The sequence below is a fragment of the Paraburkholderia sp. FW306-2-2C-D06C genome (assembly GCF_058781505.1).
On the sequence record NZ_JBYSWU010000028.1, the window covers coordinates 43058 to 56322 of the forward strand.

14 protein-coding genes are annotated in these 13265 nt (G+C 65.7%); 3 read left to right on the plus strand and 11 right to left on the minus strand.

The genetic code is table 11. The annotated features are described in order from the left end of the window. Positions 1–12: 12 nt before the first annotated feature. From AC3WLT_RS21290 to mltG, 4 genes are all read right to left on the minus strand, one after another. Positions 13–528, minus strand: a complete 516-nt coding sequence (locus tag AC3WLT_RS21290) for a GNAT family N-acetyltransferase (RefSeq protein WP_492593666.1) — start codon at positions 526–528, stop codon at positions 13–15. Positions 529–615: 87 nt separating this feature from the next. After that, positions 616–1650: a DNA polymerase III subunit delta' gene (locus AC3WLT_RS21295; RefSeq protein ID WP_492593667.1), complete on the minus strand. Its 1035-nt coding sequence runs from the start codon at positions 1648–1650 to the stop codon at positions 616–618. Between the two features lie 94 nt (positions 1651–1744). Further along, on the minus strand, positions 1745–2365 hold the full coding sequence (gene tmk, locus AC3WLT_RS21300; protein ID WP_492593668.1) for a dTMP kinase: 621 nt from the start codon (positions 2363–2365) through the stop codon (positions 1745–1747). Beyond that, positions 2365–3375 (minus strand): endolytic transglycosylase MltG, encoded by a 1011-nt coding sequence (mltG, locus tag AC3WLT_RS21305; protein ID WP_492593703.1) that lies wholly within the window; start codon positions 3373–3375, stop codon positions 2365–2367. The genes tmk and mltG overlap by 1 nt, the downstream gene beginning before the upstream one ends. 78 nt (positions 3376–3453) lie before the next feature. Between mltG and ygfZ the strand changes: the two genes are divergently transcribed. Next, on the plus strand, positions 3454–4536 hold the full coding sequence (gene ygfZ / locus AC3WLT_RS21310) for a CAF17-like 4Fe-4S cluster assembly/insertion protein YgfZ (RefSeq protein WP_492593669.1): 1083 nt from the start codon (positions 3454–3456) through the stop codon (positions 4534–4536). A 92-nt stretch (positions 4537–4628) separates the two neighbouring features. Continuing rightward, the gene (locus tag AC3WLT_RS21315) at positions 4629–5471 is read left to right on the plus strand and encodes an NRDE family protein (protein ID WP_492593670.1); all 843 of its coding nucleotides are present in this window, start codon (positions 4629–4631) and stop codon (positions 5469–5471) included. Positions 5472–5484: 13 nt separating this feature from the next. On the opposite strand, the gene AC3WLT_RS21320 is transcribed toward AC3WLT_RS21315, so the two are convergent. The 6 genes from AC3WLT_RS21320 to AC3WLT_RS21345 form a co-directional block, all read right to left on the minus strand. Further along, complete coding sequence (locus AC3WLT_RS21320; protein WP_492593671.1) at positions 5485–6459, minus strand: alpha/beta hydrolase; 975 nt, start codon at positions 6457–6459, stop codon at positions 5485–5487. A 66-nt stretch (positions 6460–6525) separates the two neighbouring features. Continuing rightward, positions 6526–7425, minus strand: coding sequence for an SDR family oxidoreductase (locus AC3WLT_RS21325; protein ID WP_492593672.1), 900 nt, complete (start codon positions 7423–7425; stop codon positions 6526–6528). Between the two features lie 46 nt (positions 7426–7471). Beyond that, a complete protein-coding gene (locus AC3WLT_RS21330) occupies positions 7472–8470 on the minus strand; it encodes an NADP-dependent oxidoreductase (RefSeq protein ID WP_492593673.1) in 999 nt (332 codons plus the stop codon). A 135-nt stretch (positions 8471–8605) separates the two neighbouring features. Then, the gene (locus AC3WLT_RS21335) at positions 8606–9091 is read right to left on the minus strand and encodes a PaaI family thioesterase (protein ID WP_492593674.1); all 486 of its coding nucleotides are present in this window, start codon (positions 9089–9091) and stop codon (positions 8606–8608) included. 10 nt (positions 9092–9101) lie between these two features. After that, a complete protein-coding gene (locus AC3WLT_RS21340) occupies positions 9102–9404 on the minus strand; it encodes a Dabb family protein (protein WP_492593675.1) in 303 nt (100 codons plus the stop codon). Between the two features lie 192 nt (positions 9405–9596). Further along, entirely contained in the window at positions 9597–11183 is a 1587-nt protein-coding gene (locus AC3WLT_RS21345) for an aminotransferase-like domain-containing protein (protein ID WP_492593704.1), read from the minus strand. Positions 11184–11403: 220 nt separating this feature from the next. Here AC3WLT_RS21345 and AC3WLT_RS21350 point away from each other — a divergent pair, with 220 nt between their 5' ends. Continuing rightward, the gene (locus tag AC3WLT_RS21350) at positions 11404–11775 is read left to right on the plus strand and encodes a hypothetical protein (protein ID WP_492593676.1); all 372 of its coding nucleotides are present in this window, start codon (positions 11404–11406) and stop codon (positions 11773–11775) included. Positions 11776–11947: 172 nt separating this feature from the next. Here the strand turns inward: AC3WLT_RS21350 and AC3WLT_RS21355 are convergent, their stop codons facing one another. Further along, a complete protein-coding gene (locus AC3WLT_RS21355) occupies positions 11948–13126 on the minus strand; it encodes an acetyl-CoA C-acyltransferase (RefSeq protein ID WP_492593677.1) in 1179 nt (392 codons plus the stop codon). Positions 13127–13265: the final 139 nt, after the last annotated feature.

A 13265-nucleotide genomic window follows, 5' to 3' on the forward strand; every position in this document is an offset into this window, starting at 1 on the left:
GCTTGAGGTGGATCAGGCGGCGGCCGTGCCGAGCCGCTTGCCGAGAATCACCAGATCGCGCTCCACGCCGTCCAGCACCGCGACGCGCGGCAGCGAACCCCACGTGTCGAAGCCGAAGCCGCGGAACAGGCGCAGGCTCGCTTCATTGTGGCCAAAGATAAATCCGAGCACCGTGTCGATGCCGAGCGCCGGCGCCGCCGCGAGCGAGGCGGCCAGCAACCGCTTGCCGAGGCCCTTGCCGCGTGCGCTTTCGTCCAGATAGATGCTGACTTCGGCGCTACGCTGATAGGCCGGGCGGCCGTAGAAATCCGAAAAGCTCAGCCATGCGATCACGCTGCCGGTTTGCGGATCTTCCACCACCCACAGCGGACGCTTTTGCGGACCGTGCGCGTGAAACCAGGCCACCCGGCTTTCGACGCTGACCGGCTCCAGATCGGCGGTCACTTGCCGCGACGGCACAGTCGAGTTGTAGATGGCAACGATCGCCGGCAAGTCGTCGAGGGTGGCGTCGCGGTAGGAAAGGGTCATGGTGTATTGAACCTGGGGTGAAAGGCGGAACAGCGGACGGGCCCGGGAGCGAGGCGCCGACAAGGCCCGCGCACGAAAGCAGCAGGCTTACGCGAACAGCTCGCGGTAGCCGATAAACAGTTCCTCGAACACCAGCCGCGCGTTCAGCGGATGGTTCTCCACAGCGCGTTGGCGCGTCACGGTCCGCATGAAACGCGCGAACGCGCTGGCGTCGGCCTGCGACGCACAGCGTGTCAACGCCGCCGACGCCTGCGGAAAATAGCGCGGCGCGCCGGCCGTGCGCTGCGCCAGCAAGTCGTACGTCCAGCGTTGCAGCCAGCCGAGCACCAGCGGCACCGGCAGTTTCTGCAGCGCTTCGCCGCAAGCGAAGGCGTCGCAATCCGGACCGGCCGCCAGTTGCTTCAGCGTCCAGTCGCGCAGTGCGCGGTTTTCGTCGCCGGCGAGCGCGAGCGCCGTGAGCGGCGCGCCGCCGGCTTCGGCCAGCAACGCCGGGGCGTCGGCCACGCCTTGCGCGGCCAGCCACTTCGTCGCGACATCCGGGGCGGGCGTGGTCATCGGCCATTGCCGGCAACGGCTGATGACGGTCGGCAGCAAGCGATCGATGCGCGCCGACACCATCAGGAACACCACGCCCGCCGGCGGTTCTTCGAGCGTCTTCAGCAGCGCATTGGCGGCGGCGACATTCAGCCCTTCGGCCGGATACAGCACGACCACGCGCGCGCCGCCGCGATGCGAGCCGACGCCGACGAAATCGAGCAAGCCGCGGACCTGCTCGATCTTGATTTCCTTGCTGGGCGTGCGGGTTTTCTTGCCTTCATCGGCGTCGGCCTTGTCGGCTTTTTCGTCGGCGTTGCTGGCGAGGCCCGCTTCGGCAGCCAGCGCTTCGGGCACGACGATCCGGTAGTCCGGATGATTGCCCTGCGAGAACCAGTTGCACGCCACACAGGCGCCGCACGGCTCGCCATTGGCCTGCTGCGCCTCGCACAGCAGGCCCTGCGCCAGATGCTGGGCAAAGCGCAGCTTGCCGATGCCAGCCTGCCCATGCAGCAACAAGGCGTGCGGCCAGTGACCGCGCAACTGTTGTAGGCGATTCCAGTCATCGGCTTGCCACGGATAAATCATCGTTTCTCTTTTAATTCAATCGGTTGACGGCGCTTGATGAGACATCGCACGAATCATCAGCGCCGCTATAACGCAGGATTATATTATTTTAAAATCAAAGATTTGTGATCAACTCTTCAAGTTGCTTCTGAATACGGGCGACGCTCTGCGAAGAGTCAATGATAGCGAACCGGTATGGCGCCTCTTCCGCGCGGCGCAGATACTCCGCGCGCGCGCGGTTGAAAAACGCCTCCGATTCGCTCTCGAAACGATCCGGGTCGCGCGCCGCGCTGCGCCGTTCGTTGGCGATCTCGGGCGCGAGGTCGAACAACACCGTCAGATCCGGCTGAAAGCCGCCCTGCACCCAGCGCTCCAGCGTTTCGAGCTTGTCGCGCGGCAGGCCGCGGCCGCCGCCCTGATACGCGAAGGTGGCGTCGGTGAACCGATCCGACAGTACCCAGTCGCCGCGCGCCAGTGCCGGTTCGATCACATCCGCCAGATGCTGGCGGCGCAGCGCGAACATCAGCAGCGCCTCGGTTTCGAGGTCCATCTTCTGATGCAGCACGATCTCGCGGATCTGCTCGCCGAGCGGCGTGCCGCCCGGTTCGCGCGTCATGACGACCGAGCGGCCGCTTGCCGCGACTTTCTGTTCGAGGCGCTCACGAAACCAGGCAAGATGGGTAGTCTTGCCGGCGCCGTCGATACCCTCAAACGTGATGAATTTGCCCCGCGCCATTATTGCCCTCGAATGTATTTGTCCACGGCCTTGTTGTGATCGCCGAGGGTGTCAGAAAAGATACTGCTGCCGTCGCCGCGCGATACGAAGTACAGCGCGGTGGTTTGCGCCGGGTTCAGCGCTGCCTGCAGCGACGCGACACCGGGCAGCGAGATGGGCGTCGGCGGCAGGCCCGTCCGGGTGTAGGTATTGTAGGGAGTGTCGGTCTGCAGGTCTTTCTTCCTGATGTGGCCGGTGTAGCTCTCGCCCATTCCGTAGATCACGGTCGGGTCGGTTTGCAAGGGCATGCCCACCCGCAGACGGTTCGCGAACACCGCCGCGACCATCGGCCGGTCCAACTTCTTGCCGGTTTCCTTTTCGATGATCGACGCCATCGTCAACGCGTCGTACGGCGTCTTGTACGGCAGATTGGCCGCGCGCGCGGTCCACGCTTCGTCCAGACGCACGCGCATCAGCCGGTACGCGCGGCGGTACACGTCGAGATCGCTGGTGTCCTTGTCGAACAGATACGTGTCGGGGAAAAACAGCCCCTCGCCGTTGCCGATCGCCGCTTCCGGCGCGCCGATCGCGTTCATCAGATCGGTGTCGCTCATGCCGGCGGTGTCGTGCTTGAGCGCCGGATTGGCGTCCAGCTCGGCGCGCATGCGCTTGAAAGTCCAGCCCTCGATAATCGTCGCCACGTATTCGTTGACGTCGCCACGGGCGACTTTTTGCAGCACTTCATAGGGCGTCACGCCCGTCTTGAACTCGTAGTTGCCCGACTTCAGCTCGCTTTGCAGCCCGAGCAGCCGCGTCATGATGACGAACAGTTCCGGCTCGACCGGCACGCCGCCGCGGTTGAGTTGCAGCGTGACGCTGCGCAGGCTGCTATGCGGTTTGACGGTGACGTCGAGTTGGGCAGGAGTCAAATCGAGCGGGCTATTGGCCCAGTGATATCCGCCGGCAATGGCGGCTGCGGCCAGCACAACGACGATTGAGCCGGCGACGAGACATTTCTTCAGGAGGGACATGCGAAACGTGGCTGGGGTGAAGCTCATATAATACTTGTTTGCCTTAGCTAAAGTCAGAATTGACTGTTCTCCGAATCCATGAACACACCGCTCGCTACTGCTTCAGGCACCTCCGCAGGCACCTCCGCAGGCACCGCTGCTACGGCATCTTCTTCACCTGCCGGGCTCCCCACGCTGCCGCGCCCGGCTCCCGATGAATTCGACGCCGTGGTCCAGCAAGGCGCCTATATGCCGCTCACGCAGTTCGGCGTGATCGACGCGACCGGCGACGACGCGGCCAGCTTCCTGCACGGCCAGCTGACCAACGACACCCAGCATCTCGACGCCGCCAATGCGCGGCTCGCCGGTTACTGCTCGGCGAAGGGCCGTTTGCTGGCGTCGTTTCTGACGTGGCGCAGCGGCGAGACGATCCGCCTGCTGGTGTCGAAAGACGTCCAGGCCGCGGTGCAGAAGCGGCTCTCGATGTTCGTGCTGCGCGCCAAGGCCAGACTCGTGGATGCGAGCGGCGAACTGGCGGTGGTCGGCCTCGCGGGCGACGTGCGCCGCGCGCTCTCCAGCGTGTTCGACGCGCTGCCGGACGGCGTGCACGTGAAGGTGGACGGCGCGGCGGGTTCGCTGATCCGCGTGCCCGATGCGCTCGGCCGGCTGCGTTACCTGTGGATCGGACCGAAAGCCGGGATCGAGGCCCGCCTGCCTTTGCTCGATGACAAGCTCAAGCGCGTCTCGCCGGCGGTGTGGGATTGGCTCGACATTCGCGCGGGCGAGCCGCGCATCACGCAGCCGGTGGTCGAGCAGTTCGTGCCGCAAATGGTCAATTTCGACGTACTCGGCGCGGTGAACTTCCGCAAAGGCTGCTATCCGGGTCAGGAAGTCGTGGCGCGCAGCCAGTATCGCGGCACCATCAAGCGGCGCACATCGCTCGCGAACGTGGCGGGCGAACCGGACACGGTCAAGGCCGGCGCGGAACTGTTCCACTCGGACGACCCGGGCCAGCCATGCGGGATGGTGGTGAACGCGGCGTCCGCACCGGACGGCGGCGTCGATCTGCTGGCGGAGATCAAGCTCGCGGCGCTGGAAAACGGCTCGGTGCATCTGGGCGCGGCGGATGGCCCGGCGTTGCGGTTCCTGCAACTGCCGTACGGGTTGCCGACCGAGGCTTGATCTGCTGGGCTGGAGCGACGCAACTTCGCGTCGTTTTCCCCGGCGTTTGTGTCGTTTGTACTTCACCCATCCCCACCGGGAGACTCCGCCCGATGTGCCTGATCGTCTTCGATTGGCGGCCCGACGCGGCCAACGGCCCGCTCTTCACGCTCGCCGCGAACCGCGACGAATTCTTTCGCCGCACCGCCGAACCGATCAACTGGTGGCATGACGCGCCCACCGTGCTCGCCGGCCGCGATCTGGTGGGCGGCGGCACGTGGCTGGGGATGTCGCGCGACGGCCGCTTCGCCGCGCTGACCAACTATCGCGCGCCGCATGAAATGCGCGCCGATGCGCCGACCCGCGGCACGCTCGTCAGCGACTGGCTCATCGGCTCCGCCAACGGGAACAACGGAAACCACGCCACGCCGCTCGACTACCTGCAACATGTCGCGCAAACCGGCGACATCTACAACGGCTTCAACCTGCTGATCGGCGACTGGACGCGGCGCGAACTCGGCTGGTATTGCAATCGCGCGGACACCGCGCCGACGCTGCTTGCACCCGGCACGCACGGCATCTCGAACGCGGTGCTCGACACCGCGTGGCCGAAGCTGGTCAACAAGCGCGCGGAATTGGGCGCCCTGCTCGCACGCGATCCGGCGCCGCCGCTCGAACGCCTGATCGATCTGCTGCGCGATCCGCGCCTCGCCCGCGACGACGAATTGCCGGCCACCGGCATTCCACTCGAACGCGAACGGGCGCTGTCGGCGGCGTTTATCGAAACGCCGGAATACGGCACGCGCGGCACCACCGCGCTGCAGGTGCTCGTACACGGCGACGTGATCGGCGTGGCAGTCGCCGAGCGCAGCGACGACAACGGCTCGCACCGGATCGTGCGGCCCGGCGACTTCGAGCGCAGCTTCGCGTTCAACGTCGAACGCGCGATCGCCTGAAGCGTCGCGGCCGTTACCCGATATCGAACTCCACGACGCCGAACGCCGCGCGCAAGGCCGCCGCGGCATCCGCATGAGCCCGCGCGACCTCGGGCACAAAGCCGCCCATCTTGAAGAACTCGTGGATCATGCCCGGATAGCGTTTTAGCGTGAGCTCGTTGCCCGCCGCACGCAGCTTTTCCGCGTAGGCATCGCCTTCGTCGCTTAAGGGATCGTATTCGGCGGTCGCGATCCAGGCAGGCGCGAGGCCGCTGAAATCGGGCGCGCCGCGCTTGCCGTCGAGCGGCGCGAAACGCCAGTCGTCGCGATCGCCGGCATTCCGGACGTATTGCTCGAAGAACCACTGGATCGTGTCGCCCGACAGCAGAAAGCCGTCGGCCAGACGCGAGTGGGAATCGGTCTGCTGATAACCGGTCGTGCCTGGATAGATCAGCAATTGCAGCGCAAGCTCGATGCCGGCGTCGCGCGCCAGCACCGCGCAGACCGTTGCCAGCGTGCCGCCCGCGCTGTCGCCGCCAACCGCGAGCCGTCCGGCATCCACGCCGTATTGCGCGGCGTGCGCGTGCAGCCAGGTCAGTGCGTCGAATGCATCGTCAACGGCAGTGGGGAATTTGTACTCGGGTGCGAGCCGGTAATCGACCGACAGCACCGTGCAGCGGCCATCGCGCGCGAACATCCGGCACAGCGCATCGTGCGTATCGACGCTGCCGACCGTGAAGCCGCCGCCATGAAAATAGACCAGCGCGGGCGCAGGCTCAGCCCAGCTCGCCTCGACAGGTTGATAAAGGCGCGCGCGAATTGCCGCGCCGTCGCGCGTGGGTACTTGCAGATCCTCGAGCGCGAACATCGGCGCGCTCGCGATCTCCAGAATCGGCGCGCTTTTCTCGTAGGACGCGCGCGCCTGTTGCGCGGTCAGTTCGTGATACGGCGGGCGCCTGGCGCGCGCGATCATGTCGAGCACCTGCTCGAGTTTCGGATTCAGCGGCATTGTGCGTCAAGTGGCGCGGGTGCGCCGAGGGTGAGCGGAACGAGCGCCGTATGATGCCATGAGCGGCTAGCTTTCGCTCTTTACCTCAGGCTTCAGCGACAGCGGATCGGTGGGGTTGCGCTGCTGTTCGATGTCGTCGTGGCGCAGCTTCACCGTCTCCATGATGCCCGGATGCGTGACGACGTAGAAACGCCGCGTCTTGATCGCCTCGAACGTGAGCGCGGCGACGTCGGCCGCCGTCAGCTTGCCGGACTGCACCGCGCGTTGCAGCTGCTTGCCGGCGGCGATTTGCGAGCGCGTCGGCCCGGTGTCGTTGCGCAGCGCCTCGGGCCGCGCGCGTTCCGCGTTGGCAATGCCGGTCGGCACGAAGGCCGGACACAGCAGCGAACAGCCGACCTCGCCGCCTGGCGCCGCTTGTGCCGCTTGTGCCGCCTGTGCCAATTGCAGGTCGTGATAGAGGGTCTCGGTGAGCGACACGACCGCGTGCTTCGACGCGCTGTAAATGCCCATCGCGGGCGGCGACAGCAGGCCCGCCACCGACGCCGTATTGACGATATGCGCCGGCTCGTTCTGCCGCAGCATGATCGGCGTGAAGACGCGCACGCCGTGCGCGACGCCCATCACGTTGACGCCGAACACCCACGCCCAGTCGTTCGCCGAGCTTTCCCACAGGAAGCCGCCCGAACCCACGCCCGCGTTGTTGAACAGCAGATGAACCTTGCCGAAGGCGTCGAGCGCCGCTTGTGCGAGCGCTTCGACCTGGGCGGCGCTGGCGACGTCGGTGGGCACGCCGAGCACTTCGGCGCCGCCGGCGCGCAATGCGTCGACGGTTTGCGCGAGCGCGGCGGGATCGACATCGGCCAGCACGAGCTTCATGCCGAGCGACGCGCCCTTCTCCGCGAACGCGCGGCCGAAGCCGCTCGCCGCACCGGTGATCACCGCCACCTTGCCTTCGAATTCGAACATCGTGTGCCTCCTGGGTTGAGCTGTTCTTCAGCCGGGCTCAGATAGATCAGATCAGCTTGACGAGCTGCTTGCCGAAGTTCTTGCCCTTCAGCAGACCGATGAACGCCTCCGGCGCCTGGTCGAGCCCTTGCGCGATGGTCTCGCGATACTGCAGCTTCTTCTGCGCGACCAGCGTGCCGAGCTGCTTGAGCGCTTCCGGCCACACGTCCATGTGCTCGCTGACGATGAAGCCTTGCACCAGCAGACGCTGCGTGAGCATCAGCGACGGATGCTTGAGCGGCATCGGCTGGCCGTCGTAACCGGCGATAAACCCGCACAGCGCGATACGGCCGAACGCGTTCATGCGCGCGAGGGTCACGTCGAGTACTTCGCCGCCGACGTTCTCGAAGTAGCCGTCGACGCCGTCCGGCGTCACCGCCTTCAGATCCTGATACAGATTGCCGGCTTTGTAATCGACGCAGGCATCGAAGCCGAGCGTCTCGACCACGTAGCGGCACTTGTCCGCGCCGCCCGCAATGCCGACCGCGCGCGCGCCGGCCAGCCTGGCCAGTTGCCCGACCACGCTGCCCACGGCGCCGCTCGCCGCGCTGACCACCACCGTCTCGCCCGCCTTCGGCGCGATGATTCTGTTCAGCCCGTACCAGGCGGTGACGCCCGGCATGCCGACCGGACCGAGATACGCCGACAGCGGCACGTGCGTGTCGTCGACTTTCTGCACGCCCGCCCCGTTCGAGGTGCCGTACTCCTGCCAGCCGAACATCGCGACAACCTTGTCGCCGACTGCGAACTTCGGATTTTTCGACTCGACCACTTCGCCCGCCGTGCCGCCGATCATCACTTCGTTCAGCGGCTGCGGCGCCGCGTACGACTTGCTGTCGTTCATCCGGCCGCGCATGTACGGATCGAGTGACAGGAAATGATTGCGCACGCGGAATTCGCCATCGGCAAGCGGCGCGAGCGGCGTTTCGACGAGCTTGAAATTATCGGGCGTGACCGCGCCTTGCGGACGCGAAGCGAGCACGAGCTGACGGTTGATCTGGGGCATGACGATCGTCTCCATGGGTCGATGTTGTGCGCTGTTGTGAACAGCGCGGATGATGCGAACGGCGAATGATGCGAACAACGTTTGCGAAGGCACCGACGGCGCGCGCGGTTCCCGATACGCGCCGTCCACGGAGAATCAGCCGTCGCTTGGTCCGGGTTTGGCGGAAGGATCGCTGCGCAGACGCTGTTGCGTCACGTCGCGGCCCACGGCGAGGCGCCGCATGTATTTGAAGGTGCCGAGCGCTTTGGCGACGAAGTGACCTTCGCTGTCGCGGATCTCGCCTTCGCAATAGGCCATCGTCGTGGAGCGGTGCAGCACGCGGCCGGTGGCGCGCAACTCGCCGCGCCCCGGCTGCATGAAGTTGACCTTCATCTCGACGGTGACCACGCCGACGCCGTCGCCGGCCAGACTGCGCGCGGCCATCGCGAGCGCGACGTCGGCCAGCGTCATCGTGACGCCGCCGTGAGCGACGTCCCACGTGTTCATGTGATCCGGCTGCAACGGCAGCATGACCTCGCTGACGCCGTCGGCAGCCGAGACGAGCTGCGCGCCGAGCCGGTCGACGAACGGGCTCTCGGGCAGCGCCGCGCTGTTCGCTTTGGATGAGGACGAATCGGTCATTGCGCTGCTTTCAGATTTCGTAATCGACACACTGGCGCGCTTCACGCACGGCGCCGACGAAGCCCTTGAGCGCTTCGTGCTGCGGATGAACCTGGTACGCGTCGAGCGCGGCCTTGTCGGCGAAATCGGAGACCAGCACGACGTCGTAGGTCGACTCCAGCCCCGGCTGCGCGATGCCGACTTCGAGCTTCAGGATGCCCGGCACGATGTCGCGGCAGCCTTCGAGCTTTTCTTTCAGCTTCAGAACATTGTCCGCACGGGTTGCGCCCTCGGCGGTTTCTTTGAGCTTCCACATCACAATATGACGGATCACGGGGTTACCTTCTTCGATTCAATTCGTTGGGCTGGGGACTCTCCATCCGCGCTCGGCGCTGACGGGTCGCGCGAAAGTCCGCAGGCTTCAGGCTGCTCGAACGTGCGCTGCCTGCCGCGCACGCGCAGCAGGAAATGATACCCGGTATGGCGTTCGCACATGCGCGGGCGCCGCGCCGGCTGGCCGATCGGATCAGGTTGCATGTGCTACCACTCGTGCCACCATCCGCGCCGCCAGACGCCCTAGCCTGCGCACCGCTTCGTCCGCGAGATCGAGATCCGTGCTCGGCGAACTCAAGCGAATGAAATGATCGAAGCGCCCCGCGTTCGAGAACACCGTCCCCGGCATCACGCGTATGCCTTCATTCAGAGCGGCATCGAAAAAACTCGCGGAAGATACATTGCGGGGCAACTCGATCCAGAAAAACATCCCGCCGCACGGCGGCGTAAAGCGCGTTCCTTCCGGAAACGATGCGGCGATAGCGGCTGCCATCCGTTCGCGCTGGATCCGCAGACGGTCGCGCAAGCGCCGCAGATGCCGCTCATACGCATTCGTTTCGAGAAACTCGGCGAGCACCACTTGCGACAACTGCTCGTTATGCCGCGACTGCGCGAACTTCAGCATGCCGATACGCGGATGCCAGCGTCCGCCGTTGATCCAGCCTACCCGCATGCCAGGCGCGAGCGTCTTGTTGAACGACGTGCAGTGGATCACCGTGCCGTCGGTGTCCCACGCCTTCAACGCTTTGGGCGGCTGCGCGGCGTCGGCGAGTTCGCGGTAGGGGTCGTCTTCGATCAGCGGGATGCGGGCGCGCGCGCACAGTTCGACGAGCCGCGCCTTGTGCGCATCGGGCATCACGCTGCCGAGCGGGTTTTGCAGATTCGGCACGACCACCACGGCCTTGATGTCGGGATGCGTTTGCAGCGCGAACGCCAGGGCCTCGACCGCGAGGCCCGTCGACGGACTCGCCGGGATTTCCAGCGCGCGCAAACCGAGGCTTTCCAGCGCCTGCAACAAGCCGAAAAAGCATGGCGATTCGACCGCGACGGTGTCGCCGGGTTGGGTCACCGCGCGCAACGCTAGGTTCACGGCTTCGATGCCGCCGTGGGTCATGATCACGTCGTCGGCGCCGATCTGGATGCCGACGTCGAACGCCCGGCGCGCGATGATCGCGCGCAACGCCGGATCGCCCTGATCGTGGCCGACGGCGGTCAGCAAGGTCGGGCGGCGGCGTAATGCGCGCAAGGCGGCTTTCTGCAACGCGTCGGTGGGATAGAGATCGGGGGAAGCGGTGGCGCCGCCCAGATTCAGCGCGTCGGGATAGCGCTGGAATTTCGACACGATCGCCGAAATGGCCGAATGGATGCCGACGAACTGCGCGCCGCCAGGCGCGACCGCGAGGTCAGGTTCGCTCGCCGCGGGCAAGGCCGCCGTCAGCCGGGCGCGCACGAAATAACCGGCGCGCGGACGGGCGTCGATCAACGCGGCGCGTTCCAGCGCGCGATAGCTCTCGGTCGCCGTCGACAGGCTCACGCCGTGGCGCTGCATGAACGCGCGCATCGACGGCATGCGGTCGCCGGGGCGCAGCACGCCGGTGTCGATCGCGCGACGGTATTGGTCGGCCAGTTGGACGTAGAGGGGCCGGCCATCCGGAGGCCGGGTTTCCGGGGGCCGGCCATCCGGGGGCCGGCTGTCCGGGGGCTGTCCCTCCGGGGACGGGCTCCTTTGGGGGCGGCTCTCCGGAGGCCGGCCATCAGGAGGCCGGCTGTCCAGGGGCAAGCTGTCTTGTGGCGCTTCAGGCGCGAGGGTCGAATGGGTCATGAGCCGATGGTGCGGACTGTTCGCGCGCCGCAACAGATACACATCCCCGCGATTGCGACCGATACAGCATGCGAAAACCTTCGGCTGCACCGGTTCACATTGCAGATGGCTGCGGCTGTTTTCACTTCGACGGACTCCATAAGCTTGATGGCATGAAAACGGTTTAAAGGAATCGATCATGCCTGCCAGTCAATCCCGCGCCTCGTTGCCTCGCGAAGCCGCCAGCTCACACCTTCACGCCGGTCAGGCGACCCTGCTCGACCTGCAGGCGCGAACCTCGATCGTGGCCGTCGAAGGCAATCTGCAACTCGGCTTTCGCGACCATTCGCTGGCGTGGTTGGGCGACGCCGTCATGCCCACAAGGATCACCGTGCATGAAGGCGAGCAATACGTCACGCCACAGCGCGGCGTCGTGTCGATCAGCGCAGCCCCCCCACGCGCGGCGGTGTTCCTTGTTCAACCGCAGCGGCCTGAAAACAACGGCTTCGTCCGTCAGACCGCGCGCAGCCTGTCCAACCTGGTCAGAATCCTGCTGCGCAGCCCGGCTTGACAAGCAGCCCGGCTTGACCCTGCTCTTCGGCCGCAAAACCGGCCGGTACAATGCATGTGCCGCTGACGGTGCCTGCCTCTCAGGTAAAAAACGGGTGGCGCGGATTCCACGCCTGAACGTCGACTCGCACCGAACCACACGACACCCGCTTTTCACCGCGTCACAAGCCGGATCAAACCACTTCGAACAGGCCCGCCGCGCCTTGCCCGCCGCCGATACACATCGTCACGACGACCCGCTTCGCGCCGCGCCGCTTGCCTTCGATCAGCGCATGGCCGGTCAAACGCGCGCCCGATACGCCATAAGGATGACCGACCGCAATCGCGCCGCCGTTCACGTTCAGACGGTCGTGCGGAATGCCGAGCTTGTCGGCGCAATACAGCACCTGCACAGCAAACGCTTCGTTCAGTTCCCACAGGTCGATGTCCTCGACCTTGAGACCCGCTTGCCTGAGCAGCTTCGGCACCGCGAACACCGGGCCGATACCCATCTCGTCCGGCTCGCAACCGGCCACCGCGAAGCCGCGGAAAATACCGAGCGGTTGCAAACCTTCGCGCTCCGCAACCTTCGCGTTCATCACGACGCAAGCTGACGCGCCGTCCGAGAACTGGCTCGCATTGCCCGCGGTAATCACGCCGCCCGGCAGTGCCGTGCGAATCGCCGACACGCCTTCGAGCGTCGTGTCGGCGCGAATGCCTTCGTCGGCGCTGACCGTCACCGCCTTCGTGTAGAGACGCCCGGTCGCTTTGTCGGCGACGCCGGCGAGCACCGTCAGCGGAACGATTTCGTCCTTGAACCTGCCGGCTTCGAGCGCAGCCGCGGCACGCTGCTGCGAGCGCACGCCGTATTCGTCCTGACGCTCCTTCGAGATCGAATAGCGCTTCGCGACGTTCTCGGCCGTCTGCAACATCGACCAGTAGATTTCCGGCTTGTTCTGGCTGAGCCAGCCTTCAGTCAGCATGTGGCGGTTCATCTCGTTCTGCACGCACGAGATCGACTCCACGCCGCCCGCGACGAACACGTCGCCCTCACCGGCGATCACACGTTGCGCGGCGAGTGCGATGGTCTGCAAACCCGACGAGCAGAAACGGTTCACCGTCATGCCCGGCACGCTGACCGGCAAACCGGCGCGCAGCGCGATCTGGCGCGCGATGTTCATGCCCGTCGCGCCTTCCGGATTCGCACAGCCCATGATCACGTCTTCGACGCGCGCCGGGTCGAGCTTCGCGCGCTCGACGGCGGCCTGCGTCACGTGCCCGCCGAGCGTCGCGCCGTGCGTCATGTTGAATCCGCCGCGCCATGATTTGGCGAGACCCGTACGGGCAGTCGATACGATTACGGCGTCAGTCATGCTAGTCTCCTGTGTCGACCAGAGTTGGCGCTTTAGCGCTTACTCTGGTCCCATGCAAAGCTGTCGACCAGAGTTGGCGCTTTAGCGCTTACTCTGGTCCCATGCAAAGCTGTCGACCAGAGTTGGCGCTTTAGCGCTT